Origin of the sequence: Planctomyces sp. SH-PL62 (assembly GCF_001610895.1) — a bacterium.
In the GTDB taxonomy this organism is placed as follows: domain Bacteria; phylum Planctomycetota; class Planctomycetia; order Isosphaerales; family Isosphaeraceae; genus Paludisphaera.
In genome coordinates, this window is record NZ_CP011273.1 from 4,436,685 (window position 1) to 4,461,186 (window position 24,502).

Annotated in this window: 19 protein-coding genes and 8 pseudogenes; 19 read left to right on the forward strand and 8 right to left on the reverse strand. The window is 65.7% G+C overall.

The features are described 5' to 3' along the window. The first annotated feature begins 486 nt into the window (after positions 1-486). Both VT85_RS17165 and VT85_RS17170 read left to right on the forward strand, forming a co-directional pair. Positions 487-1,635, forward strand: coding sequence for a glycosyltransferase family 2 protein (locus tag VT85_RS17165; protein WP_082858678.1), 1,149 nt, complete (start codon positions 487-489; stop codon positions 1,633-1,635). Beyond that, positions 1,632-2,828, forward strand: coding sequence for a glycosyltransferase (locus VT85_RS17170; RefSeq protein ID WP_082858679.1), 1,197 nt, complete (start codon positions 1,632-1,634; stop codon positions 2,826-2,828). Before VT85_RS17165 ends, VT85_RS17170 begins: the two co-directional genes overlap by 4 nt. A gap of 489 nt (positions 2,829-3,317) precedes the next feature. On the opposite strand, the gene VT85_RS26860 is transcribed toward VT85_RS17170, so the two are convergent. Beyond that, positions 3,318-4,164 (reverse strand): IS5 family transposase gene (locus tag VT85_RS26860; RefSeq protein WP_068415722.1). Its coding sequence is split into 2 segments (ribosomal slippage): positions 3,318-3,824 and positions 3,826-4,164, totalling 846 coding nucleotides; the frame shifts between segments, so codons are not numbered across the junction. A gap of 62 nt (positions 4,165-4,226) precedes the next feature. Here VT85_RS26860 and VT85_RS27740 point away from each other — a divergent pair. The 4 genes and pseudogenes from VT85_RS27740 to VT85_RS17200 all read left to right on the forward strand — a co-directional run bounded on the left by VT85_RS27740 (position 4,227) and on the right by VT85_RS17200 (position 6,805). Continuing rightward, entirely contained in the window at positions 4,227-4,403 is a 177-nt protein-coding gene (locus VT85_RS27740) for a hypothetical protein (protein ID WP_156512918.1), read from the forward strand. 201 nt (positions 4,404-4,604) lie between these two features. Continuing rightward, positions 4,605-5,009 carry a hypothetical protein gene (locus tag VT85_RS17190; protein WP_156512919.1) on the forward strand — a complete coding sequence of 135 codons (405 nt, stop codon included), beginning with the start codon at positions 4,605-4,607 and terminating at the stop codon, positions 5,007-5,009. A gap of 56 nt (positions 5,010-5,065) precedes the next feature. Then, a pseudogene (locus VT85_RS26865) lies at positions 5,066-5,912 on the forward strand (IS5 family transposase). A gap of 122 nt (positions 5,913-6,034) precedes the next feature. Next, positions 6,035-6,805: pseudogene (locus VT85_RS17200) on the forward strand (IS5 family transposase). Positions 6,806-6,838: 33 nt separating this feature from the next. Here the strand turns inward: VT85_RS17200 and VT85_RS29295 are convergent. The 3 genes and pseudogenes from VT85_RS29295 to VT85_RS17210 form a co-directional block, all read right to left on the reverse strand. Then, the gene (locus VT85_RS29295) at positions 6,839-7,588 is read right to left on the reverse strand and encodes a hypothetical protein (RefSeq protein ID WP_231871400.1); all 750 of its coding nucleotides are present in this window, start codon (positions 7,586-7,588) and stop codon (positions 6,839-6,841) included. Between the two features lie 97 nt (positions 7,589-7,685). Then, a pseudogene (locus tag VT85_RS30055) lies at positions 7,686-8,180 on the reverse strand (transposase); the annotation flags it as partial. Positions 8,181-8,310: 130 nt separating this feature from the next. Beyond that, positions 8,311-9,101, reverse strand: a pseudogene (locus VT85_RS17210) (IS5 family transposase). A 153-nt stretch (positions 9,102-9,254) separates the two neighbouring features. Between VT85_RS17210 and VT85_RS30060 the strand changes: the two are divergent. The 5 genes and pseudogenes from VT85_RS30060 to VT85_RS17235 form a co-directional block, all read left to right on the forward strand. Then, positions 9,255-9,662: pseudogene (locus VT85_RS30060) on the forward strand (helix-turn-helix domain-containing protein); the annotation flags it as partial. A 29-nt stretch (positions 9,663-9,691) separates the two neighbouring features. Next, positions 9,692-10,408, forward strand: coding sequence for a transposase (locus VT85_RS29300; RefSeq protein WP_231871401.1), 717 nt, complete (start codon positions 9,692-9,694; stop codon positions 10,406-10,408). Between the two features lie 33 nt (positions 10,409-10,441). After that, a pseudogene (locus tag VT85_RS17225) lies at positions 10,442-11,254 on the forward strand (IS5 family transposase). Between the two features lie 139 nt (positions 11,255-11,393). Further along, on the forward strand, positions 11,394-12,221 hold the full coding sequence (locus VT85_RS17230) for a PIG-L deacetylase family protein (RefSeq protein WP_197490828.1): 828 nt from the start codon (positions 11,394-11,396) through the stop codon (positions 12,219-12,221). Positions 12,222-12,272: 51 nt separating this feature from the next. Beyond that, complete coding sequence (locus tag VT85_RS17235; protein ID WP_068417979.1) at positions 12,273-13,076, forward strand: IS5 family transposase; 804 nt, start codon at positions 12,273-12,275, stop codon at positions 13,074-13,076. Between the two features lie 28 nt (positions 13,077-13,104). On the opposite strand, the gene VT85_RS17240 is transcribed toward VT85_RS17235, so the two are convergent. Further along, on the reverse strand, positions 13,105-13,878 hold the full coding sequence (locus tag VT85_RS17240) for a transposase (protein ID WP_068417982.1): 774 nt from the start codon (positions 13,876-13,878) through the stop codon (positions 13,105-13,107). After that, positions 13,875-14,432 carry a helix-turn-helix domain-containing protein gene (locus VT85_RS17245; protein ID WP_068417986.1) on the reverse strand — a complete coding sequence of 186 codons (558 nt, stop codon included), beginning with the start codon at positions 14,430-14,432 and terminating at the stop codon, positions 13,875-13,877. The genes VT85_RS17240 and VT85_RS17245 overlap by 4 nt, the downstream gene beginning before the upstream one ends. Before the next feature lie 134 nt (positions 14,433-14,566). Here VT85_RS17245 and VT85_RS17250 point away from each other — a divergent pair, with 134 nt between their 5' ends. Continuing rightward, a complete protein-coding gene (locus tag VT85_RS17250) occupies positions 14,567-14,782 on the forward strand; it encodes a transposase (protein ID WP_068417994.1) in 216 nt (71 codons plus the stop codon). Here the strand turns inward: VT85_RS17250 and VT85_RS26875 are convergent. Further along, positions 14,779-15,625: pseudogene (locus VT85_RS26875) on the reverse strand (IS5 family transposase). The gene VT85_RS17250 and the pseudogene VT85_RS26875 sit on opposite strands and share 4 nt — an antisense overlap. Before the next feature lie 105 nt (positions 15,626-15,730). On the opposite strand from VT85_RS26875, the gene VT85_RS17260 reads away from it, so the two are divergent. The 3 genes and pseudogenes from VT85_RS17260 to tnpC all read left to right on the forward strand — a co-directional run bounded on the left by VT85_RS17260 (position 15,731) and on the right by tnpC (position 18,655). After that, on the forward strand, positions 15,731-16,285 hold the full coding sequence (locus tag VT85_RS17260; protein WP_068418000.1) for a transposase: 555 nt from the start codon (positions 15,731-15,733) through the stop codon (positions 16,283-16,285). Then, positions 16,282-16,842, forward strand: coding sequence for a transposase (locus VT85_RS17265; protein WP_156512920.1), 561 nt, complete (start codon positions 16,282-16,284; stop codon positions 16,840-16,842). The genes VT85_RS17260 and VT85_RS17265 overlap by 4 nt, the downstream gene beginning before the upstream one ends. Positions 16,843-17,240: 398 nt before the next feature. Further along, a pseudogene (gene tnpC / locus VT85_RS17270) lies at positions 17,241-18,655 on the forward strand (IS66 family transposase). 86 nt (positions 18,656-18,741) lie between these two features. Here the strand turns inward: tnpC and VT85_RS29305 are convergent. Next, positions 18,742-18,951: a hypothetical protein gene (locus tag VT85_RS29305; protein ID WP_231871402.1), complete on the reverse strand. Its 210-nt coding sequence runs from the start codon at positions 18,949-18,951 to the stop codon at positions 18,742-18,744. Here VT85_RS29305 and VT85_RS26880 point away from each other — a divergent pair. The 4 genes from VT85_RS26880 (at position 18,926) to VT85_RS17290 (ending at position 24,487) form a co-directional block, all read left to right on the forward strand. After that, positions 18,926-20,365 (forward strand): glycosyltransferase, encoded by a 1,440-nt coding sequence (locus VT85_RS26880; protein WP_255377015.1) that lies wholly within the window; start codon positions 18,926-18,928, stop codon positions 20,363-20,365. The two genes, VT85_RS29305 and VT85_RS26880, sit on opposite strands and share 26 nt — an antisense overlap. Before the next feature lie 72 nt (positions 20,366-20,437). Then, positions 20,438-21,685 (forward strand): O-antigen ligase family protein, encoded by a 1,248-nt coding sequence (locus VT85_RS17280; RefSeq protein ID WP_197490829.1) that lies wholly within the window; start codon positions 20,438-20,440, stop codon positions 21,683-21,685. Between the two features lie 197 nt (positions 21,686-21,882). Then, on the forward strand, positions 21,883-23,184 hold the full coding sequence (locus VT85_RS26885; RefSeq protein ID WP_082858681.1) for a glycosyltransferase family 4 protein: 1,302 nt from the start codon (positions 21,883-21,885) through the stop codon (positions 23,182-23,184). Positions 23,185-23,257: 73 nt separating this feature from the next. Beyond that, complete coding sequence (locus tag VT85_RS17290; RefSeq protein ID WP_082858682.1) at positions 23,258-24,487, forward strand: glycosyltransferase; 1,230 nt, start codon at positions 23,258-23,260, stop codon at positions 24,485-24,487. The last annotated feature ends 15 nt before the right edge of the window (positions 24,488-24,502 follow it).

The window sequence follows — 24,502 nt, forward strand, 5'->3', positions numbered from 1 at the left end:
CGCGGGGCCTCGCCCCGGCCCGCCCCACCAATCGCCCGCTCGCGCAGATACCCGAAGACGCCCCCCACGGTGCGAGCCCGTGCCGACGCGCCACGCTCAGGACTCCATGACCATCACTCGCGGACGCTGACCGAGGGCAAATCGCTGTAAACAGCGGCGGACCATCCTGTCGTAGATCGCCCGAACAGTATACAATCCGACGATGTGGTCGGTCAAACATTGCATTGCCCAGGTCCAACGACCGCCCGATGCCGGCGCGCACGTCCGGGCGATCAACTTCGCCTCGGCCCGGCCGTCGAGCAACTTGACCCGGCTGGGATGCTCCAACGGCTTCCGGACCAAGCTGCGGAGCCATGATCGAACAGTTCACCAGCAGGTCCCTCCCGCCATGCACCAGACCAGCTGCTGGGAGACCATGGTCAGAAATGTTCAGATAACTCGGTCCCGGCGTAATCGCCATGTGCTATCATTCAGGATCAATCGCCGATGTGGATCGCCATATGGGTATGCACAGCCATCCTGACTTACGTATACGTAGCCTACCCCTTGCTATTACGTTTTATGCCAAGAATTTATGCGGAAGCGAGAATGGCCGACGCGGACGCTCCCTACCAGCCCACGGTCACGCTTGTCATACCGGCGTACAACGAGCTTCAAGTCATTCGACAAAAACTTGAGAACAGCATCGCCATCGTTTACCCCAAAGATCGTCTAGAAATCATCGTTGCGTCCGATGGCAGTGATGATGGCACTAACGATGCTGTTAGGCATTTCGAATCGCAAGGCATCGGTTTGTGTGCGTACTCGCCACGTTCAGGCAAGATCTCGGTATTGAACCGCACGATCGCGAAGGCTCGCGGCGAGATCATCGTTCTCTGCGATGCCAACGTAATGTTCGACCCTGCGGCTCTAGGCCGCATGGCGTCACATTTCGCTGATCCGATGGTCGGGGCGGTCACTGGTGACGTTCGCATTCGGAGCGAGGACGCCCCTTTTGGTGAGAGCGAAGGGCTATACTACAGATATGAGCGCTTCATCCAAATGAAAGAGTCGGCGCTCGGTTCCACAGTCACCGTTGACGGCGGGATGTACGCACTACGCAGGGATCTGTACCACCCCCTTCCAGCGGATACGATCCTCGACGACTTTGTGATTGGGATGAACGTGGCGTTGTCAGGTCACCGCGTCGTTTACGACCCTACAATACTCGCCTCAGAGAACGCCACAGTGGATGTGAGGCAAGAGTTCCGGCGGAAAGTCCGCATCGTCGCAGGAGCGTTTCGGGAGCTCATTCGAGGCCATGCCGTTCCGAGCCCGAGGCATGGGCAGCTCTTCTGGTCCTATATCTCTCACAAGCTCCTACGCTGGTTGATTCCCTGGTTCCTACTCGTGATTTTCTGCTGCTCCTTGATCCTCATGCGGCGTGATTCGACCTTCTTAATTCACCTTCTCCTTGGAGCTCAGCTCGCGTTCTATTCCTGTGCCCTTATCGGTGCGACGCGTCCCAATGCACGCTGGCCGGCGATCATCGGGATACCATTTTACTTCTGCATGGTGAACGCGGCGGCATGGCTCGGCTCGTTGCGAGGGATCTGGGGAGTTGAGAAAGTCACCTGGAAGAAGGCGGCGCGATGAACAACGGCACAACGATCATTTGCCTAGCCAACAACTTTTTTTTCGATCCCACAAGCAAACACCACGTCATGCGTGAGTTGGCCAAATCACAACACGTCCTCTGGATCAACTGGCATGCGTCTCGGCGGCCGTCGCTGAATCGTCGCGATCTCGGTTCGATCGTGGAAAAACTGTCTCAATTCCGCCGAGGCGTGGTCAAGGTACAGGAGCGACTCTGGGTGCTGACCCCTCTGGTCGTTCCCCTCCCAAGCTCGATCTTAGCTAGAAAGTTCAATCGGTGGCTCATCGGCCTTCAGACTCGTTGGATTCTTCGCGGGCTTTCCCCGCATCGACAACTTTGGAGCTTTACGGCGGACGTCGGTCCCTTGCTAGGAGCCTTCGGCGAATCGCGTGTCATATACTACTGCGTCGATGAATTCGCCGCATTTACTGGGTACGACGTCGAGACCACGAAGAGGCTTGATAGGGAGCTCTGTCAGGCGGCTGATTTGGTTATTACGACGAGTCAGAATCTTTTTGAGTCGCGACGGTTGTTCAATCCCGACACCGTGTACGTCCCGCACGGCGTCTTGTACCAACATTTCGCCCAGGCGCTGGATCCGAGCTTTCCAGTCGCCGAGGACCTAAAAGCACTTCCAGGACCGATCATCGGCTATTACGGGTTAGTGCAGGACTGGCAAGACCTCGATCTACTGGGAGAGATCGCCCGGCGGCGTCCCGACTGGTCGATCGTTCTGGTGGGGAAGGTTCAGACCGATATCCAGAGATTCCATACCATCAAGAATCTTCATTTCCTAGGCCAGCGCGACCATTCGGTCTTGCCCCATTACAGCCGTGGGTTCGATGTCGCCATGATTCCTCATAAAATCACCGAACTCACATTAAGTATGAATCCTATCAAGTTGCGTGAGTACCTGGCGGCCGGTCTGCCCGTGGTCTCAAGCCCACTTCCCGAGGTTCGTGCCTACGAGCCTGAGGTCAGGATCGCCGAAGACCTCGAGGGTTGGATTGCACAGCTGGAGCTCGCGATTTCCGCACGTAGTCTAGAATCCGATCGTCGGCGGTCGGAGTTGGTCGCTGGCGAGGACTGGTCCGTACGCGTCAAATCGATCCTCGACCTCTTGGAGCGATGCCAATCGGACGTTCATCGTGGCGAGAGCGTTCCCTCGGCGTTGAGGAAGACGACAGAGTGACTGTCCGATGGGTCTACGCGACCGTAAGCTCCTGAAGTGGGATGAGGCGGCGCACGGCCTGCGTCTCCATCGAGATTGATATATCGAATGATCTGCTCAATAATTGCGCTTTGCAAGAGTCGACACAAACATATGCTGGCTGGTCGGTTTACCGCGGCCGGGGGGTGATCGGCTACGCTCGTGGGGTCCGTCGGACTCGGGGCCTCGCGTGTCGTGGGCCGACCCGGCGGGGCTCGCGGCGGGGCGATGGTCGTGGCCAAGCAGATGGATGTCGGCGCGATCCGGTCGTGTTTCGAGTCGCCGAGCAATCTTCGGCGTGCGGGCAATCGCAAGCCTCGGCTGGTCGACGCCGCGGTCGTCGCCGTCTGCGGCGTGCTGTGCGCCTGCGGAGGCCCCACGTCAATCCATCGTTGAGCCGCGCTTCGTCCGCGAGTGGCCGGGACGGCTCCTCGCCCTGTCCGACGGCGTCCCCTCGCGCGACGCCTGATCCTAGGTTCTGTCTGACGGCTCGATGAGCCGGAAGCAACGGCGGATCATGGCGAGCTTGACCATGGCCAGGAAATTGACCGCCAGCTTCTCGAACCGGGTCGCCAGGCGGCGGTTCTCCTTCAGCCAGAGGATGCACCGCTCGACGATGTTTCGTCGGCGGTAGGCCCCGGCGTCGAACTTCGGGTTCCTCCGCTGGTCCTTGCGGGTCGGGATCACCGCCTTGATCCCCCGCCGTCGCAGGTAGCGGCGGATGCGCCGATAGCTATACCCCTTGTCGCCGGCCAGGCGGCGGGGCCGCCGTCGCGGCCGGCCCCGGCCCGGCCGCTTGATCCGCACCGCCTCCAGGGCCGGCTCCAGGGACTTCGATTCGTGGGCCCGGCCCGCCGTGACGACGGCCGAGAGCGGGACGCCGCCGGAGTCGACGACCAGGTGGAGCTTCGTCCCGAAGCCGCCGCGGGAGCGGCCGAGGGCGTGGTCGGCCGGCTCGGCCGTCCCCCTTTTCCCCCCCGGCCCCGGCGGCCGCGCGGCTCGCCCGGATGGAGGTCCCGTCGACGCACCAGAGGTCGAAGTCGATCCGCCCCGAGGCGTCCAGCTCCAGGTGGAGCCGCTCCAGGATTCGGTCGATGGTCCCGTCTCGGGCCCAGCGGTTGAAGCGGTCGTAGACGCTCTTCCACTTCCCGTAACGCTCCGGGAGCTCCCGCCACTGGGCCCCCGTGTGGAGGATCCAGAGGACGCCGTCGAGGGTCGTCCGGTGGTCGTTCCAGCGACCCCCCGGCCTCCCGACCGGCGGCAGAAGGTCGGCGATCAGGGTGAATTCCTCATCCTTCAACTCGTAGCGACGCGTCATCGCGGCCTCCTTGGGGAAGCCGCCATGGTAACGCTCTACGAGCCGTCAGACAGAACCTAGCCTTGAAGCCGAAGGCTTTCGAGCGATGCTTCCGCGACTGGCTCGCCGGCCTCCAGGCGGGCGGCTCGGACAAGGATGCGAAAGCCGCCGGCTGCCTGGTGGCGATCGACTTCATGACCAGGCGCGGGGCGAAGTACCCGTCCGAGGCATTGATCTCTACAGTTTTCCGACTGGGGTAGGAAATCGGGACTCATGGATTTTCATCGACGAGTCTGGGGCGGACGCTGGGGAAGTCTTCTCGCCGTCAGGTCGAGCGGTTCGGTCTCGTCGAGCGGCGTTACGTGGTGGCGGGGGCGGGGCCGGCCGGCTGGGTCAAGGCGGCCTCGTTCGCGCGGGGGCTGTGGCGGTTCGTCTCGCATCGTCGGGTCTGGAGATGTCGATTGATCGATCCCCTGCCGGCCCGGATCCGCGTCGAGTCGGAGGCTGTGGAAGTCGTCACTCGCGGTCGACCTGACCGTAGCCCGGCGGTTCTGCCGACCGTGCACGATCGGTCGACGCTCCATTTCGCCCATGAATCGAAGGCCGATCGGGCGACGCTAACGCACGCCTCGGGCGTCGGCTACGACCCAGATAGGACGCTGATCGTCCGGATCCGCGACGGCGAGCCGATCGGCCCGGCCGAGGCGGACCTGCAGCCGTCTGACGTCGTGCATACGACCCGCGAAGCAGCCGCGCCGCCGCCGGCCTACCAGGTCGGTCAGCTGCTCGACGCCATGGACCACGTACGTGGCGTGGGCCTGGGCCCGGCGACGCTCGTGCACGTGATCAACCGCGAGACCGACTAAGTTCTGTCTGACGGCTCGTAAAGCGTTACGATGGCGGCTTCACCAGGGAGGCCGGGATGTCGCGACGCTACGAGCTGAAGGACGACGAATTCGCCCTGATCGCCGACCTGCTCCCTCCGGCGGGCAGACCGGGCGGTCGGTGGAACGACCACCGCTCCACGCTCGACGGGGTCCTGTGGATCCTGCACACAGGGGCCCAGTGGCGGGAGCTGCCCGAACGTTACGGCAAGTGGAAGAGCGTCTACGACCGCTTCAACCGCTGGGCTCGCGATGGGACGATCGACCGCATCCTGGAGCGGCTCCACCTGCGGCTTGACGCCTCGGGAAGGATCGACTTCGACCTCTGGTGCATCGACGGGACGTCCATCCGGGCCAGCCGCGCGGCCGCCGGGGCCGGGGGGGAAAAGGGGGACGGCCGAGCCCGTCGACCACGCCCTCGGCCGCTCGCGGGGCGGCTTCGGGACGAAGCTGCACCTGGTCGTCGACTCCGGCGGCGTGCCGCTCTCCGCCGTCGTCACGGCGGGCCAGGCCCACGAGTCGAAGTCCCTGGAGCCGGCCCTGGAGGCGGTGCGGATCAAGCGTCCCGGTCGAGGCCGGCCGCGTCGCAGGCCTCGACGCCTGGCCGGCGACAAGGGCTACAGCTAGCGGCGTATCCGCCGCTATCTGCGACGTCGGGGCATCAGGGCCGTGATCCCCACTCGCAAGGATCAGCGGAGAAACCCGAGGTTCGACGCCGAGGCCTACCGCCGCCGCAACATCGTCGAGCGGTGCATCCTCTGGCTGAAGGAGAACCGCCGCCTGGCGACCCGGTTCGAGAAGCTGGCGGTCAATTTCCTGGCGATGGTGAAGCTCGCCATGATCCGCCGTTGCTTCCGACTCCTCGAGCCGTCAGACAGAACCTAGAAGCCTATCTCGGTAGGCAGTGATCGTGCATGCTCTCCCGAAGCGAAAGGACGCCGCTTCAGGAGGCTGCAGCAACGGCCCAGGCCGCCCCGCGCAAGGCCCGCGTCGACCACGGATGGCGCATCCCCGACACGCTCTGGAGCCCTCGAGCCCCTGCTGCCGGCGTGCAAGGCGCATCCGCCGGGCTGCCGCAACCCCCGCGTCGACGACCGCCGGGCGATGGACGCGATCTTCTTCGTCCTCCGCACGGGCTGCCGGTGGGACGCCCTGGACGCCACGGGCCTCTGCGCCAGCAGCTCGGCCCACCGCCGGTTCCAGGAGTGGGAGCAGGCGGGCGTCTTCCGCGAGCTCTGGCGGCTCGGCCCGCCCGTGTGCGACGATCTGGGCGGGATCGACTGGGAGTGGCTGTGCATCGACGGGGCGATGACCAAGGCCCCGCTCGGGGGGGAAGACCGGGCCCAATCCGACCGGCCGGGGCAAGTCGGGGACCAAGCGATCCCTGCTGACGGACGGCGGCGGCACCCCCGTCGGTTTGGTCGTGGCCGGGGCGAACGAGCCTGACAAGTGGCTCGCGGGCTGGGCGAACCCGTCCTGGGGCCGGAGCCCGCGGCCGAGCGGCCGCTGCACTTCTGCGCCGCCAAGGGCTACGACTACGCCGACGTCCGCGAGGTCGTCGAGCTGTGGGGGCTCACCGCCCACGTCAAGGCGCGGGGCGAGGAGGCCGCGGTCCCCGGCTATCGCGCCCGCCGTTGGGTCGTGAGCGGACGCCTAGCTGGATGGATCGCTTCCGCCGACCGCTGATCCGTTGGGAGAAGAAGGCGGAGGACTACGAGGCGTTGCTGCACTTCGCCTGCGCGTACATCACCTACCGCGCCGCAGGCCAAATGAGATAGGCTCTTAGCTCGACTTGTGCAGTTTCACGGCCTCTACGCCGCCGGGGCGAGTGAGGCGTAGAGGACCTCGCGAATCGGGGGCGGGAGTTTCTGGACGGCCGGCCCGTCGGGCAGGTGTGCGACAACCCCTTCGGCCCAGATCCAGCGACGGACGGACGCGAGGGCGTCAGAGAACGTGACGACCGAGTTGCCGTGCCAGGCGACCGCGCCGACGCGACGCCCGCACGGCATGGCGGCGTAGAGCATAGCCACGATCGAGTACAGCCCGAAGAGGCAGGGCGTGGCTCGTAGCACCGTCTCGCGGCTCCAACCCCGGGTCGTCTGGACGTGGAGGTCGGACCGCGTCTCCTGGAATGTGGTCTCGACGCTCCAGCGGCCGGTGTAGGTCTCGACGACGCGACGGACGTCGAGCGTCGGGTCGGTCGCGTAGAAATACTCATCGCGGTGGGCACCGTCGCGGTCGCGGACGAAGGCCCAGCGGATCGGGACCAGCCCCTCGCCCCTCTTGTACCAGCATCCGGCCCCGGACGCCGTCTCGACCCGCCGCGTCCCTCCGCCGTACCAGGCGACCGTCAGCCGCCTGAGCCGGGCCGCCGCGACGACCGCCTCGCGGGGCTTCGGGATCCGGGCCCCCTTGACCCGGGGCCGCCCCAGGCCGCAGTACGCCGGCGGCGGCTCGAACAGGTTCGCCTCCGGATGGAGCTTGATGACGAGCGTCAGCCGCCCGCGACGCCGATGTGCGAAGCGGGCGAGCTCGTGCGTCCCGTAGGCCGAATCGCCCACGAACACGAGCCGGCGGCCGGGGAACCAGATAGAGCATCATGCGGAGGAGCCGGATCATGTACTGCGCCTCCGTGCGATGCCGCCGCCGCTCGCGGCGGTTGTCGGCCTCGCTCCTATACAAGGCCGCGAGCACCGGCAAGGCCCAGGGCCTGGCGGCGAACGGGAACCGCACCAGGACCGCGAGCACGACCCACTTGTGTCCGTGCCGCCAGGCGGTGAAGGAATGCGACGAGAGGACCGGGTCGCGATGCCGGGCCTTGCCGAAGACGCGGCGGCCCGGGCGGGTGAGGACCGTGTCGTCGCCCACCAGGACGACCGGGGCGTCGGCCGGGAGCAGGTCGACAACGCGACGGGCCAGGACCTCGGCCAGCCGGATCGACGACCAGCGCGCCTGGGAAAAGACGCGCCGATAACTGGAGGCGGCCCCGTCGGCCAGCGGGCCGGCCGTCCGCAGCAGGTTGGCGACGGTGCGTCGCCCGACCGCGAGGATCGCCGCCCCCGACAGCGTCAGGAATCGGCGGAAGGTCGGACGCGTGAAGACCGGGGCGAAATCGTCCCAGAAGCCGCGGGGAGTCTCGGGTAGGATGGCCATGAGCCCGTCCTCGGCCGGTGCGTTTGAGGAACCGTTCCATCCCTCATCGTACCGACCGAGACGAGCTCAAGCACTGCACAAGTCGAGCTTAAAGGGTGTTACGAACTTTCGAAGCCCTAACAAAGTTCCGCTATCGGCTTAGGTTTGCGAAGCATATCCGGGAGCAACCGAGTGACAGGAAGGCCTGGCCGCTGATCGATCCTTCCGGACTCGCAGGCGGCCGAGGCCGTGGAGCCATGAGATGGTCCGCTCGGCGGCCCATCGCCTCCTCCCCGGGCCGCCGCTGTGCGGCGTCCGGATCCGGGCGATCATCGGGCGGACGCCGCGTCGTCGCAGGGCGTCGCGGTTCGCCTTCGAGTCGAAGCCGCGGTCGGCGTACATCTCGTCGGGCCGCCGCCGCGGCCGGCCTCGCGGCCCGCGGACCGGCGGCACGGCGTCGACGGCCCGCTCCAACTGCGTGAACTCCGGCCTTTTTCCCGGGGCCGTCACGGCCGCCAGCGGCAGGCCGGCGGCGTCGGTGACAATGACGCGCTTGATCCCCTTCTTCCGCCTGTCCACCGGGCTCGGGCCGGTCGCCTCGCCGCCGCCCCGGGCCCGCACGTGCGACCCGTCGATCGTCGCCCGCCTGCAGTCGACCACCCCGGACCACTCCAGCTCGGAGAGCAGCAGGGCGTGGAGCCTCGGCCAGACGCCGGCGGCCGTCAAGTACGCCAGCCGGCACCGGCAGGTCATCCCCGATCCGCAGCCCATCTCCCGCGGCAGGTCCTCCCAGCCGATCCCGGTCTTCAGCACGAAGAGGATCCCGGTCAGGCAGAGCCGGGCGTCGATCCACCTCCGCCCGGGCCGGTCGGGCCGCTTCGGCTTCGGGGGCGGCGGCAACAGCGGGCGGATGCGGTCCCACGACGCGCCGGGGATCAGCACCGTGGCCTTGGCGTCGGCCCTCGGATGATCGGGGATCCGAGGCCTATCACCCGCAATACTCACACCAACTCTGTTAGGGCCTCTTAGTGGTTCATCCGGCAAGTCGTTTGCGAGTAGGGTTGGGTAGCTCTCGATTTGTCGGAGGAGCCCCCCATGCCGGATCGAATCGCCCTCCGTGAGTTGACCCCCGAGGAGCGGGCCGAGTTGGAGCGGATCGCCCGGGCCAGGACCGCGCCGGCCCACCTCGTCGAGCGGGCCACGATCCTCCTCGGGTCCGCCGACGGCCGGACCGTCGGCCGGATCGCCCACGAGGCGGGCGTCTCCAGGCCTACCGTCTCGGCCTGGGTCCGCCGCTTCAATGACGGGGGACTGGCGGCGCTCGGGGATCGGCCCCGATCGGGCCGCCCGCCCATCTACGGGGCCGAGCAGCGGGCCGCCGTCGTCGCCGCGGCCCTGACCGACCCGAAGGAGCTGGGCCTCCCCTTCGGCTCCTGGACGCTCGACCGGCTCCGGGCCTACCTCAGCGAGCAGAAGGGCATCGCGATGCGGCGGAGCCGGATCGACGAGCTGCTGACCGGCGAGGGCCTGCGGTGGCGGCACCAGGAGACCTGGTTCGGCGAGCGGGTCGACCCCGAGTTCGCCGCAAAAAGGGGGCGATCGAGAAGCTCTACACCGCCCCGCCCGAGGGATCGGCCGTCGTCTGCCTCGACGAGATGGGGCCGCAAGCGGCCAAGAGCTACCCCGGCCGACGGGTCGTCCGCGTCGAGCCGGGGCGAGGGGGCGACGGCACGCCCCGGCACGCCGGGCGGGCCAGGCAGGAGATCGACTACGGCCGCCGCGGCAAGGGCTACATCTTCGGGGCGTTCCGGCCCGCGACCGGCGAGGCCCTGACCGCCCCCTATGCGAGTCGCGGCATCGCCGATTGGGTCGACTTCCTGGAGAGGGCCGAGGCGTGGGTGCCGGCCGACGTCGCCCGGGTCTACGCCGTCGTCGACAACCTGAACGCCCACCGGGCGACCGACGTGCTGCTGTTCTGCCTGGCGCACCCGCGGTGGGAGTTCGTCTTCCAGCCGAAGTACGCCGCCTATCTCAACCTCATCGAGCCGTGGTGGAAGGTGCTGAAGTCGCTGGCGCTGAAGGGGCGGCGGTTCGAGACGTGGCAGGAGGTGTGCCGGGCGGTCGAGGAGGCGACGGCCTACTGGAACCAGCATCGCCACCCGTTCGTCTGGGGACGACGGCGGAGGCACCGGCCGCGCCGAAGGCCGGGGATCGCAGCCGTACCGGGTATCAGACAACTTGCCGGATGAACCACTTAGGGCCTGTGGCCACGTAGTTTGGGCATGACGACCCATCGCAAACTTTACGACTCCGACGTCAGCGACGCCGAATGGGACTTCGCGGCCCCCTGCCTGACCCTGTTGACCGAGCGCGCCGGCCAGCGTCGCCACGCCCTCCGCGAGGTGCTCAACGCCCTTCGGCGGCTGGTGTGCACCGGCTCCCCCTGGCGGCTGACGCCCCACGACCTGCCGCCCTGGCACGTGGTCTACGATCAGGCCCGGCGATGGATGGCCGCCGGCTGCTTCGAGGCGATCGTCCACGACCTCCGAGCCGTGCTGCGCATCGCCGACGGTCGGGACGGCGGGCCGACCGCGGCGGTCGTCGACAGCCGGACCATTCAGTCCACGCCCGAGAGCGGGGCCCGCGCCGGCTACGACGGCTACAAGCGACGCAACGGCTCGAAGGCGCACATCGCCGTGGATGTGATGGGCCGCCTGCTCGCCCTGCACGTCACCCCGGCCGACGAGCAGGACTGCGCCCAGGTCGCCAGGCTCTGCGAGGCGATCCACGAGGCGACCGGCGAGTCGGTCGAGTTGATCTTCGCCGACCAGGGATACACCGGCGAGGAGGCGTTCGACGAGGCGGCCGGCCGCGGGATCATCCTCCACGTGGTCAAGCTCCCCGAGGCGAAGTAGGGGTTCGCCCCCCCCCGCCACTGGGTCGTCGAGCGCTCGTTCGGCTGGATGGCGAGGTTCCGCCGCCTGGCCCGCGACGATGAGCGACTGGCCTCGATCCTGGAGGGCCTGCATCACGTCGCCTTCAGCGTCCTGATGCTCCACAACGCCGCCCCCATCCTTGCAGCGTTGAGTTCGTAACACCCTCTAGTTGGCTCCGCCGCTTCGGCGCGGCCCCCCGAAACGGCATCGGTCCACGACGGCGTCCGTTGCAGGAGAATCACCTGCGTCGACAATACCGATTAATTCGCACAAGCCCATACGATCATCTCACATCTAGATGAGCTGGCCTGTCCGCCAGCCCCATCACCAGCGGCCCCATGACCCTGGCCGCCTGGACATCGAATGCAGACAACCAAAACGCTTTGGCCGTAAGAAGTTAGGCGTGTTCTGGTTCTGCCGAAAGTGGTCGCCTGACAGTCTGTCTATCACCTCGAGCGATGTCCAAATGATCAATCTGATTATGAACAAGCCTCGCGATGCCGACTATAATATCCTCTGCTTGGGGGCCCACTCCGACGATATCGAAATTGGATGCGGAGGCACAATTCTCGAGATGCTCGCAAGACACAAAAATGTCGCTGTTTCCTGGTGTGTCTTCAGTTCTAACACATTAAGGGAGCGTGAGGCCAGGTCAAGCGCAGAACTGCTTTTGGAAGGCGCTTGTCAACGCGACATCATAATACGAGACTTCCGAGACGGCTACTTCCCATTTGAGGGAAGCCAGATTAAAGATGAATTCGAGAAAATCAAACAGCGATGCGACCCAGATCTTATTTTTACGCATTACCGGAATGATCGTCATCAGGATCATCGCTTGATCTCCGATCTCACGTGGAATACTTTTCGCAATCATCTCATTCTTGAATACGAGATTCCAAAATACGACGGCGACATCGGCTCGCCAAACCTGTTTATGCCACTTAATGAAGCGACCTGCTTAAAGAAGATCCGCTGCATAATTGACAAGTTCACGTCTCAATCCGGCAAACAGTGGTTTGACGAGCAAACTTTCTCCGCGATGCTGAGGCTCCGTGGGATGGAAGCGAATTCGCCGACGATGTTTGCAGAGGCCTTCTACTGTCGTAAACTTGTAATCGATGTGTAATTCACTGTCCCATAAGTGGACCGAGCGGCCGCCGAGCCTCGTAAGAGGAGTATGAGAACGCACCGCTACTCCAGCGACGTCACCGACGAACAGTGGGCCTCGATCGAGCACTTCATCCCCGTGTGCCCCGGCGGGCAGCCCCGCAAGTCGGACGTCCGCGAGGTCCTCGACGCGATCCTCTACATGCTCCGGACCGGCTGCCAGTGGCGGTACCTGCCGGAAGGCTTCCTGCCCCGGAGCACCGTCTGGCGGTACTTCGACGAGTGGCGGTCGAACGGGACGCTCGACCGCATCCACGACGCCCTCCGGCGGAAGGTGCGGGCGAAGGAGGAGCCCTATCGGCCCCGGACCACGGCCAGCGTCGACAGCCATTCGGTCGACACCACGTCCGGCGGCGAGGAACGGCGCCGCGACGACGCCAAGAACGTGAACGGCCGGAAACGCCACATCGTCGTGGATTCCATGGGTTTGCTGCTGGCTGTCCTGGTCACGGCGGCCGCCCTGTTCTCCCGGCTGGACGGCCAGCCGATGGGCCGCGTCACGCAGATGTTCGCGGACTCGAAGTATCACAACTTCAGGCTCTACGAATGGGTCGAGGAGCACGCGAGGTGGGAGTTGGCGATCATCCGCCGCCCCGACGAAGCCCGCGGTCGGGTGCTCCTGCCGATCCGCTGGACGGTCGAGCGGACGTTCGCCCGGCTGGGCCGCTGCCGCCGCCTGAGCAAGGACCGCGAGAAGACCGTCCTGTTGTCGGAAGGCTTCATAAAGCCGGCGATGGTCCAACTGATGCTCCATCGCCTCCGCCCCTCGAACGTCGATCCCGAGTTCCGCTATCCACGCCCGATGGCGGCGTAATACCACTTATGGGACAGTCACTAGTGGGTCACTTGGCTTGCGCGTGTCCATAACTCGCTCCGCAGCGTCTCGGCAGGGGCAGCCGTGTACAGGCACCCGAGCCTCCCAGGCGATGGCGGCGTTCTCGTTGACGCCGCCGGCGGGCGGCACGCTCGCCGCCCCAGACGAAGGGGGTCGGCGACGAGTTCCAGTGCGATGCGGTCGCCTCAAGCCAGCTGATGATCAGCCCGGTCGACTCGGGATGCCGGCCGTCGAGGGCCCGCCTCTTCAGGATGCCCTGCAGGCTCTCGACCATGTCCAACCACGAGCCGCCCACCGGCGTGTAGAGCGGCATGACGCCGTGGGCGAACAGCCAGCACACCAGTTCCGGCGTCTTGTGCCCGGCGAGGTTGTCCAGCACCAGGAGTATCCGCAGCGGCGGCAGCTCCGAGAGGAGGGTCGGCTTGATCGAGAGCCCCTCCTGCCAGCGATCCCAGGCCGCTCGCCGCCCGGCGACCGGCTCGCCGGGCGGATCGGGCAACCCGGCCAGGATTGCGGCCAACTCCCTCTTGAGCCAGGGGTGCAGGACCGAGTTGGGGCAGGACGTCACCCCTTGCAGGCGGACCCGGCCGTCGGCCGGATGGAAGAGCGTCAGGGCCTTGGCCGTGCCGCCGCGGAGGTACTCGTGCAGCTGCCGCACCGGATCGCCCTCGGGCCGCCACGACCGGCCGGGGTGGGGCATCGTCTGGTAGGGCCCGGTCTGGTCGGCGCACCAGACCGGTAGGCCCATCGCCTCGCCCAGGCGGTAGGCGTCCTCGATCAACTCTTTTTGGGCTCGGCGTCCGGGTCGGAGACCACGACGGGCCCCGCCTTGCGGAGCCGCAGGGCCGAACCGGTGGGGCACCAGGACCGGGAGCGTTGGTGGCTGTAGCCGGCCTCGTGGAGCACCTTCCGGATGGTGTAGGTCGAGACGGCGGGGAGCCCGTCCGGGGCCGATCGCAACGCCTCGCGGAGCGTGCTCAAGGACCAGGACGCCGTCCCATCGGCCTCCGGGGTCGGCGTCCTGCGGGCTTCGCGGAGGGTGCGCCTTCGGGCCGCGGCGTCGTAGGTCGGCAGCCGGCCGCCGCCGTGGCGAGGCGTCAACGCCGCCAGCCCTTCGGCGTTGAACCGGGCGACCAGATGCGAGACGGCGTCGCCGGAGCGACGGCCGGCGGCGCGAGCGGCCTGCTGGTAGTCGTCGCCGGCGGCGACGGCCAGCAACGCCTTTGCCCTCGCGACTTCGGCCGCCGGTGCGGCCTGGGAGCGACTGAGTTGGACCAACTCCTGTCGCTCCGCATCGGTCGCCTCGCGGAGCGGGTCCTTCTTGAGACGGGACATGGCGGCCTCCCTGGTGCGAGAGCGCCGATCGTACTCGGTCCCAGGCCTTATGGCCACGGGCATGCCACTTGACCCACTAGTGCTACTCCGTTAGCTCATACGGACGGCCGAGCGGTCCGGTTCGTACTGATGGTATGAACCGGACCTACACCCCCGAACTCGACCCCGACGTGCTCGACCGCCTCTCCGCCTACGCCACGAACCTCCGCGACGACTTCAACCGGCCGAGGCAGGCCCAGTGGTGCGGCGTCTACATCCACGGCTTGCTCCAGGACGGCGACCGTAAGAGCGTCGAGCCGATGGCCGCCCGCGTCCCGTTGCCCGAGGGCCAGGTCTCCGACCCCGACTAAGTTCTGTCTGACGGCTCGAGGAGTCGGAAGCAACGGCGGATCATGGCGAGCTTCACCATCGCCAGGAAATTGACCGCCAGCTTCTCGAACCGGGTCGCCAGGCGGCGGTTCTCCTTCAGCCAGAGGATGCACCGCTCGACGATGTTGCGGCGGCGGTAGGCCTCGGCGTCGAACCTCGGGTTTCTCCGCTGATCCTTGCGAGTGGGGATCACGGCCCTGATGCCCCGACGTCGCAGATAGCGGCGGATACGCCGCTAGCTGTAGCCCTTGTCGCCGGCCAGGCGTCGAGGCCTGCGACGCGGCCGGCCTCGACCGGGACGCTTGATCCGCACCGCCTCCAGGGCCGGCTCCAGGGACTTCGACTCGTGGGCCTGGCCCGCCGTGACGACGGCGGAGAGCGGCACGCCGCCGGAGTCGACGACCAGGTGCAGCTTCGTCCCGAAGCCGCCCCGCGAGCGGCCGAGGGCGTGGTCGACGGGCTCGGCCGTCCCCCTTTTCCCCCCCGGCCCCGGCGGCCGCGCGGCTGGCCCGGATGGACGTCCCGTCGATGCACCAGAGGTCGAAGTCGATCCTTCCCGAGGCGTCAAGCCGCAGGTGGAGCCGCTCCAGGATGCGGTCGATCGTCCCATCGCGAGCCCAGCGGTTGAAGCGGTCGTAGACGCTCTTCCACTTGCCGTAACGTTCGGGCAGCTCCCGCCACTGGGCCCCTGTGTGCAGGATCCACAGGACCCCGTCGAGCGTGGAGCGGTGGTCGTTCCACCGACCGCCCGGTCTGCCCGCCGGAGGGAGCAGGTCGGCGATCAGGGCGAATTCGTCGTCCTTCAGCTCGTAGCGTCGCGACATCCCGGCCTCCCTGGTGAAGCCGCCATCGTAACCCTTTACGAGCCGTCAGACAGAACCTAGGCCCTACAGCAGTTCCTCGGCCAGAGCACCTGGGACGAACAGGCGGTGCTCAAACGCTACCGGGCCGCGATGGCGGCGAAGTTCGCCGACCCGACCGCGATCTTCGTCGTCGACGACACGACCTTCCCCAAGCAGGGCGGCCATTCCGTCGGCGTGGAGCGGCAGTACTGCGGGGCGCTGGGCAAGAAGGACAACTGCCAGAGCGCCGTGAGCGTCTACTACGTCGCCGCGAAGGGCCACTACCCGCTCGACATGCGGCTCTACCTGCCGGAGGGCTGGCTGGTCGACCCGAAGCGGCTGGGCAAGGCCAAGGTGCCCGAGGCCGAGCGGCGATCGCTGACGAAGGGCCAGATCGCGTTGGAGCTGCTCGACCGCGTCCGCGCCAAGGGGCTGCCGGGCGGGCTGGTGGTCGCCGACGGCGGCTACGGCGTCTCGGGACCGTTCCGCGACGGCCTGGCCGAGCGCGAGCTGCACTACATCGTCGGAGTGACCGACGAGATGGTCGTCTTCACCGCGGAGCCGCAGTGGGAGGAGCCGAGGGTCGGGACGGCCGGCCGCGGGTACGCCGCCGGCTGGCCGAGGGGTCGCCCCGGCCGGTGAGCCTGAAGGAGCTGGCGGCACGGACGCCACGGCGGAAGGTGACCTGGCGCGAGGGGACCAAGGGGCCGATGTGGGGCCGCTTCGCCTGGCTGCGGGTCTGGCCGCCCGGGGGCTGGGCGACAGGCGAATGCGCCGGCCGGGGGCCGATCCGGCCGCTGATCGAGGAGCAGGCCGACGGCCAGCTGAAGTACGCCTTCAGCAACGTGCCGGCGAACACCAGCCGGATCGAGGCCGTCAGCCTATGGCGGAGCCGCTGGCTGGTGGAGCAGGGATATCAGCAGATGAAGGAGGAGCTGGGCCTGGACCATTTCGAGGGGCGGTCGTGGCGGGGATTCCACCACCACGCCTGCCTGGTGATGCTGGCCTACGGCTTCCTGGCGTTGGAGCGGCTGAGGGAAAAGAGAGAAGCCGGCCAGGCCGGTAAAAAAGGGGGGCCGCGGCCGGTGATCACCGTGCCGGCGATCCGTCGCGGCCTCCAGGGGCTGCTGGTGCCGATCTGCCGGCACGACTGCCCGTTCTGCCGTTCGGCGGAACCTCCAAGACAGCTAACGGAGTAGTATTAGGAGGCTCGTGGCTGGCTGCCGTCGTTTTTCCGCGAGCCGGTCTCCACGCCTCGTTCAAACGTCTACGCCTTGCCAAGCAGCCACGGCAGGATCCCGGCTGCGGCGCAGGTTCTCTATCTCGTGGAGTTTACGAACCCTTGGTTGCGGATCGTGCCCCGTTGCAGCCGCCGCAGGGCTCCGGCTCCGCGTCGACCACCTCATCGGGCGCCAAGCGGGAGCGAGCCGTGGTCCGATGCACCGGCTTGCCCGCCTCGATCTGAATCTGAAAGGTCAGCTATCGAAGTCGGCTTTGAGTCAGGCGGATCGCTCGGGCTCAGCCGGTACGAGTCGGAAGGTAGCCGTTCACGGGCCGGTACTTGACTGGCGTCCGGTGGTTTGAGCATCTTCGAACCATGAATCGACCGGGGTGCATACCGCAGGCGACCTGGGACGTGACCCCACCGGAGGCGCAGGCCGTCTTGGCGGTCGCGATCGCGGCCTTCGAGGTCCAGATCGCCGATCTGAAGGCGAGCCTGAAGCAGGACTCGTCGGACTCGTCGCGGCCGCCGTCGAGCGACCCGCCGCACCTGAAGCCGGCGCCGCCGCGGAAGCCTTCGGGACGCAGGCGCGGCGGACAGCCGGGGCGTCGGCGCAACGACCGCATCCGGCTGGAGGCCGACGAGGTCGTCGACGCGAGGCCCGACCGCTGCCGACGCTGCGGCGAGGCCCTCGCCGGCGACGACCCCGCGCCGCTCGCCCGCCAGGTCTGCGAGGTCCCCGCCGTTCGGCCGCACGTCGTCGAGCATCGCCTGCATGGGCTGACGTGCCCGCGATGCGGGGCGTCGACCTGCGGCGCCCCGCCGGACAGGGCCGGGGTCGGCTACGGGCCACAGACGCAGGCCGTCTGCGCGGCGCTCGCGGGCGAGAACCGGCTGAGCAAGCGACGCGTCGCCCGCGCGATGAAGGGGCTCTACGGCCTGCCGATCGGCCCGACGTCGGTCTTCGAACTGGAGCGTCGCACGGCCGAGGCCCCGGCCCCGATCCACGCCGAGGTCCTCGAGCATATCCGCGGACTCGACGCCAACGTCGACGAGACGAGCTGGCCGCAAGGCCGCGAGCGAGGCTGGCTCTGGACCGCCGCGACCACGAGGCTGGCCGCCTTCCTGGTCGCGGCGAGCCGCAGCTGCGACGCCTTCGCCGAGCTGATGGGCCGGTCGCCGCCGGGGGTGGTGACGTCGGACCGGTACTCGGCCTACGCGCACCTGGCGGCCGAGCGACGCCAGGCCTGCCGGGCCCACCCGATCCGCGATTTCCGGGCGATGGTCGACCACGACGACGCCGGCTCGGCGATCGGCGAGGAGTTGCTCATGCATTCCGGCGTCCTGTTCGACGCCTGGTCGAAGGTCCGCGTCGGCGAGTCCTCGCGGCCCGCGTTCGCGGCCGAGACCCTGCCGTGGCTGCGACGCGAAGTTCGGGACCTGCTGGAAGCCGGCGTGAAGTGGGACGCCGAGAAGACGGCGGCGAGCTGCCGCGAGGCCCTCAAGATCGAGCCGTCGCTCTGGACGTTCGCGACGGTCGAGGGCGTCGAGCCGACGAACAACGACGCCGAACGGGGGCTGCGTCAGGCCGTCTGCTGGCGCAAGACGAGCTTCGGCGCCGACTCGGAGGGCGGCAGCCGGTTCGCGGCAGCCGGTTCGTTGAACGGATCCTCACCGCCGTCGAATCCTGCCGCCGCCAATCCCGCGACCTGCTCGACTTCCTCGTTGAAGCGGTCGAAGCCCACCGCTCAGGCAGCGGCCCACCCTCGCTCATCCCCGCCGGGGCGTGAACGGTTACCGCCGGAAATGCCCTCCGCTCCAACTCGGTGACCTATGATTCGAGTGCAGCGACCACGACGCCACGATCACCTGGACATCAGGCGGGACCGGATCCCGAGTCGTTGTTGGTATGATTGCGGTCCGCTTCGCGCCCTGCAGGTATGAAGATCGACGGCTTGAGGTCAGGTATTGAGCTGCGAACAGTTTCGACTTCCTTCATCGGTTTCCCGGTGGCGTGGGCGGTCGCGATCGAGAACCGCTCCTCTTCAAGGTGGCTGCAGGTGACGAAACCTTCACTGATCTGCATTGCCTATCATTTCCCCCCGTCATCGGCTACGGGCGGTCATCGGACAAGGGCGATCGTCCGCCACCTCGGGAGATTCGGGTGGAATCCGGTCGTAGTGACGATCAAGGCTGATCCCGAGGAAGGGCGGGATCCTTCGCTCCTCGAAGGTCTTCCGCTCGATCTCTCCGTGTATCGTACCGCGGCACCCGAACTCCTCGGTTGGGCGTCGGCCGCATACTCTCTTTTTCGGATGCGCGACCGCGGTCCGCTCGACGGTCAAAGCCAGGAAACGTCAAAGGAGGATCCACCAGTCCGAAAGTCCTCTCGTTTCCGGCGTTGGATCGATCAGGCGAGTTGGTGGATGCAGACGCCCGACAAAGCGATCGGCTGGCTTCCCATCGGCCTAATTGCGGCTCTTCGCGCCCTCCGTCGCCATCAAGGACGTGCGATATATTCGTCAGCGCCCTTTTGGACGGCTCACCTCATCGCGATGTCCGCCAAGAAGTTGACGGGGCGTCCCTGGATCGCCGACTTCCGAGATCCGTGGCGATCAAACCCTTTCCGCAGGTTGCCCTATCAATCGATTGATCGCTTCGACGCCTGGCTTGAGTCGCGCGTGGTGAGAAACGCTGATCGGATCATCTGCAACACCCGGCGCATGCAAACCGACTTCGAGACTCGCTACCCAGAGGCGGCCGGACGGTTCACGACGATCTATAACGGATTCGACCCCGAGGTCTACGAGAATTTGTCCGCGAGGCGTCCTGTCGGACCAGACCATCTCGTCATCACCCATGCAGGCCAATTTTACGGTCCCCGGCGTCCTCATCCGATTTTCGAGGCGATCCGGTTGCTCCGTGATCGACGCTCGACGACTCGGGAGCCGGTCCTGCAACTGTTTGGAACCCCGACGTACGAAGGTCGGGATTTGGGATCGATCGCCGCCGAATTCGGGATCCAGGACCAAGTCGTCGTTCAAGGGGCGATCCCCCACCTCCGGGCTCTGGAAGAGTTGCGCGGCTCCGACATCCAGTTGCTGGTCGGCATCGGGGGCGAGGGCTCGGACCTCCAGGTGCCGGCCAAGTTATATGAATACCTTGGGGTCGATCGACCCATTCTGGCCCTGGCGCCTCAGAATAGCGCGATCGCCGACGTCATGTCGGAGGGGGGGATCCTGGGCGCGATTTGCGACCCCGAAGACGCCGAACAGATCGCTGCGGCGATCGTCGACCTCGACGCTAGAGCACTAGCTGGAGACGGCGTGAACCGCGACGAGGAACGGCCGGCGAAGAATCGATTCCACCGATCCGAACAGGTCGGGTTTCTGGTCGACGTGCTGGAGGACGTCCTCCGGGAACGCGAATCCCGGTTGGTGCGCGGCCGGACGAGCCTGTCCGATATCGTCGAGGCGGCACCCGGAAAACGGCCGGATTGATCCGCGTGATCCGCGTACGATGGATTCCGGTCCACTCGAACAGGGTATTTTATGGTCCGCATCGGATTCTACTTGATCCTGTTGGCGATTGGAGTAGTCGCCGGGCTGGGGAATCCCGTAGCCGCCGTGATCGGGTGTCTAGAAGCTTATCTGTTGAACCCGGTCGTGTTCATCGACTTCGATGTCCGGTTCCAGCTCATCACGACCCTGGTCCTCATCACGAGCTACCTTGTCCATAGTCCGCGAGCCTTGCCTGCTGCTCGAAATGAGGGCTCGTTGCTCAAGGCGCTCTGGGCTTTCGTAGCCCTCGGTGCGCTCAGTGCTCTCTGGGCGCAGGTCAGCCCGGAAGATACGATCACCGCGATCACCGAGCTAGCGAAGACGGTCGTGCTGGTCACTTTGCTGGTCCGATCAATACGCAATGAGAAGCATTATTCTTATGTTATCACCGCCTGCCTGATCGGCATAGCACACGCGGCGTTCCTCCATACCTTCGGAGTTCGCCTCGGTTACGTTCCACCGAGCATCGCCAGGTCGGAAGCCGGGATGCTTCCGGACATGCACGGCTCGGTCATGGTGCTGTTTTTCCCAAGCTTGGTCCTCCTAAGTATGATGGGGACTCGATTCGAGCGCCTCCTCTGCTGGCTCAGTCTACCATTCGTGCTAAGCTCCATCGTCACGACGAATCAGCGAACCTACTTTCTTGCCATGCTCGTCGAGTCGGGACTGATCTTGCTGGCGGTGCCGAAAAAACATGCGATTCGATTATTGCTCGTCTTCGCAATCGGTGGCGGTTTGTTTGCATTTCGATTGACGTCCGGAGACTACTGGCAGCGGATGAGCACGATCACCGATCCCACCCGTGAAGAGTCGGCGAATAGTCGAATCCTGCTACGTTCAGCAAGCCAGCGAATTCTTGCGGACTACCCGTTTGGTGTCGGTTATCGCAACTATCCATCAGTCAGTCCGAAATATCTCCCGCGTGAGGCGCTTACACAGGGACGGAGGTCGGCGCATAACTCCTATTTCACCATCGCTTGCGAGACCGGAATTCCGGGCTTTTTGATCTGGTCCTATGCTTTCGGTGGATCGCTCTACTATCTGAGGCGGCTCAGGAAGGGCGGAGACAAACGAAGCCTGGATCGAATCTCTCTCCTGGCGACAGGTCTCGAAGTCGGTCTCTACGGATGGATCTGCGGCGGGCTCACCCAGTCCGATCATGACGTCGACCCCGCCTATTGGTTCATCGCATTTACAATCGTACTTGTTCGGTTGCGTCACCAGGACGCAATTAGATCCGCGCAGGCGTCCCGGCCCTAATACGAACATGCTCGAATCCTTCAATCGCTCTGCACCACGACATTATTTCGTCGCCAGCTGACGAAGGCGGCCGTTGGGTTCGTTTGCCACGTGATCCGAATAGTCGATCGAGCCCCGGGAGTGGGGCGGGGCCAGCTTCCAAGCCCCGACGCACCTGCAGCTCCGTCTCGTCCAGCTATGAAGAGGATTCGGCCAAGATGTTCGCGCCGACGAGATCAACCGGCCTCAGATTGAAAAACTTCGCCATGACATTGAATATTGATCGCGAATCTCTTCCCACCTCAGGCGATGCGATTCTCCGCGTCGCTCACATCGTCGACTGTTTCGGCGCGGGAGGCATCGCCGCCGGGGTCTGGGCCCTCATTCGGGCGACATCCAAGGTGTGCGACCATTCGGTGATAAGCCTTTCCGACGACGTCCGCCTTATCAACTCCCTGGAATCGCGCCCGGAGATGCACGTCCTCAAGCCGGGACCGACGAAGCTGATCGGCTTCGCTAGCCGTCTCGCGCTGCTCGCGCGCCGACATCGGATCGACGTCTTGCATTGTAACAATCAATTCGCCTGGCTTGACGCCAGCCTCGCGTCGCGAATGGTCGGCATTTCCTGCTTGCAGACGTTTCACGGCGTCGAACGACCTCTCGAGGAGCTCGCAGCGACCGGTTGCTGGAAATCACGAACGGCCGCCCGACTTGGGAACGCCGTCACGGCCGTGGGCGAGGCAAGTCGCCGCATGGTTTGTTTGCTGAGCGGGATCCCCGAGTCCGCCGTGCAAGTCATCCCCAACGGGGTCGATCTCGAGCGTTTCCAACCGCTGCCACGGATACGAGGGCACGAATCCCCTCTTCGCCAGGAGTTAGGAATCGACAGGGACGTGAACCTCGTCGTTCAGGTCGCCGGACTTCGTCCTGTAAAGGATCAATCGACCCTGCTGAGGGCGTGGCGGCTCGTCGTCGACGCGGCCGTGCGAGACCGTCGGCCCGAACCCGTCCTCCTGATCATCGGTGAAGGGTCTTGTCGAGAAGACCTCCAGCGTCTGGCCGAGTCGCTGCAAATCCTTCCGTGGATTCGATTTCTAGGTCAGCGCCGGGATGTGGAAACCATTCTGCCTTGCTGTGACACCTTCATTCTCACCTCGCTCTCCGAAGGATTGAGCTACGCTATTCTCGAGGCGATGGCGTGCGGCCTGCCCGTTGTCGCGACGAGAGTTGGTGGGAACAGCGAACTGGTCAAGGAGGGCGGTACGGGGTTCTTGGTACCACCCCAGGATCCTGACGCAATCGCCGAGGTTGTGGGTTTGCTGCTGAACGAGCCGGAGAGGCGCTGCACGATGGGGGATGCGGCGCGGCGGTTCGTCGAAGAGCATCATGATTTCACACGATCAGCCGAGCGATATCTCGAAATCTACCGCGGGCTGGCCGGCGGGCGTTGTCGCAAAACTCGACCTGTTTCGGCAAGTTTCGCGAAAACGCGTACTTCGTCCTCAGATGGAGCCGCGTAACATGGAATTTATCCGCTTGCACGGCAACGGCGAGGCGAGTCGGGGCAGGAATTCTGCGAGAGGTTAGCCTAGGATGCGCATCGCCAGCGTCACGACCGAGTATCCAGCTCCCTGGAATCCTCATAGGGGCTTGTTCATACAGCGACGTCTCGCGGCCCTCTCGCGCATCGCCAACGTCAACGTCATTCACACAACCCCGTGGTTCCCCGCGCTACGACCATGGAAGGCGGGGCAATCTCCGTTGGTGCGAGATCAGGGCGGGCTTTGTGTGGAGCATCGCAAGATGTTCTATCTTCCAGGAGTGCTCAAGGGGCTGGACAGCCGATGGGTGAAGAGGTCCGTGGTGACGGCGATTCGTGAGGTCGAGCGAGAAGGCCCGATCGACGCGATCGACGCCCACTTCGGCTATCCGGAAGGTGTCGGGTGCGTTCGGGCCTCGATCGCGCTGGGCCGTCCCGTGTTTATCACGATGAGGGGCCTGGAACGGCAGATTCTTCCCTTGCGATGGCGCGGCGAGCAGCTTCGATGGGCCCTGCGAAATTGCACCGGCATCATTTGCGTCTCCGAATCCTTGAAGAAGCTCGCCGTAGATGTCGGAGTTCCGCCTGAGAGAATTGAAATGATCCCGAACGCCGTCGACCGACGGACGTTTCGCCCGGGTGACCGCGACGAGGCCCGAAGGGTATTGGGTATCGAACCGGAGGATCGACTGATCGTCTGCGTAGGAATGCTCGTCGCCGGCAAAGGCCAGCATCACCTGGTCGAAGCCCTCGCCGGCTTGCGGGCGAAGGACGCTCGCTGGAAGTTGGTCCTATTGGGCGGAGGCGCGCATGAACCGGGGTACCCGGCGAGGCTTCGGTCGAGCATCGACGAACTCGGGGTCGCCGGTGCAGTCCTGCTCGCGGGATCCCAACCTCCCGAGAAGATCGCGACCTGGCTGCGAGCCGCCGACGTCTTCGCACTCCCCACCTATGACGAGGGATGCTGCAACGCCGTCCTCGAGGCGATGGCCTGCGGACTTCCCGTCGTCACCACGCCGGCGGGCGACAACGAGTTCCTCGTCTCTCCCCCGCATCGGGGGTACATCGTGCCGATAGGCCGGCACGAGGAACTCGAGCGGGCGCTGGCGGCGGCGGTGGAAACGGCCTGGGACCGTGAAGCGATTGCTGGATTCGGCGCGGGTTACTCGTGGGACGAAGCGGCCCGTCGGACGCTCCACTTTTTCCAGGAGAGAACGGGTGGTCGTGATCGCGCGATCGCCTCCGAGCGCATCCCGTCAGGGAATCATTCCAAACCTCGATGACGTCTCACCAGGAAC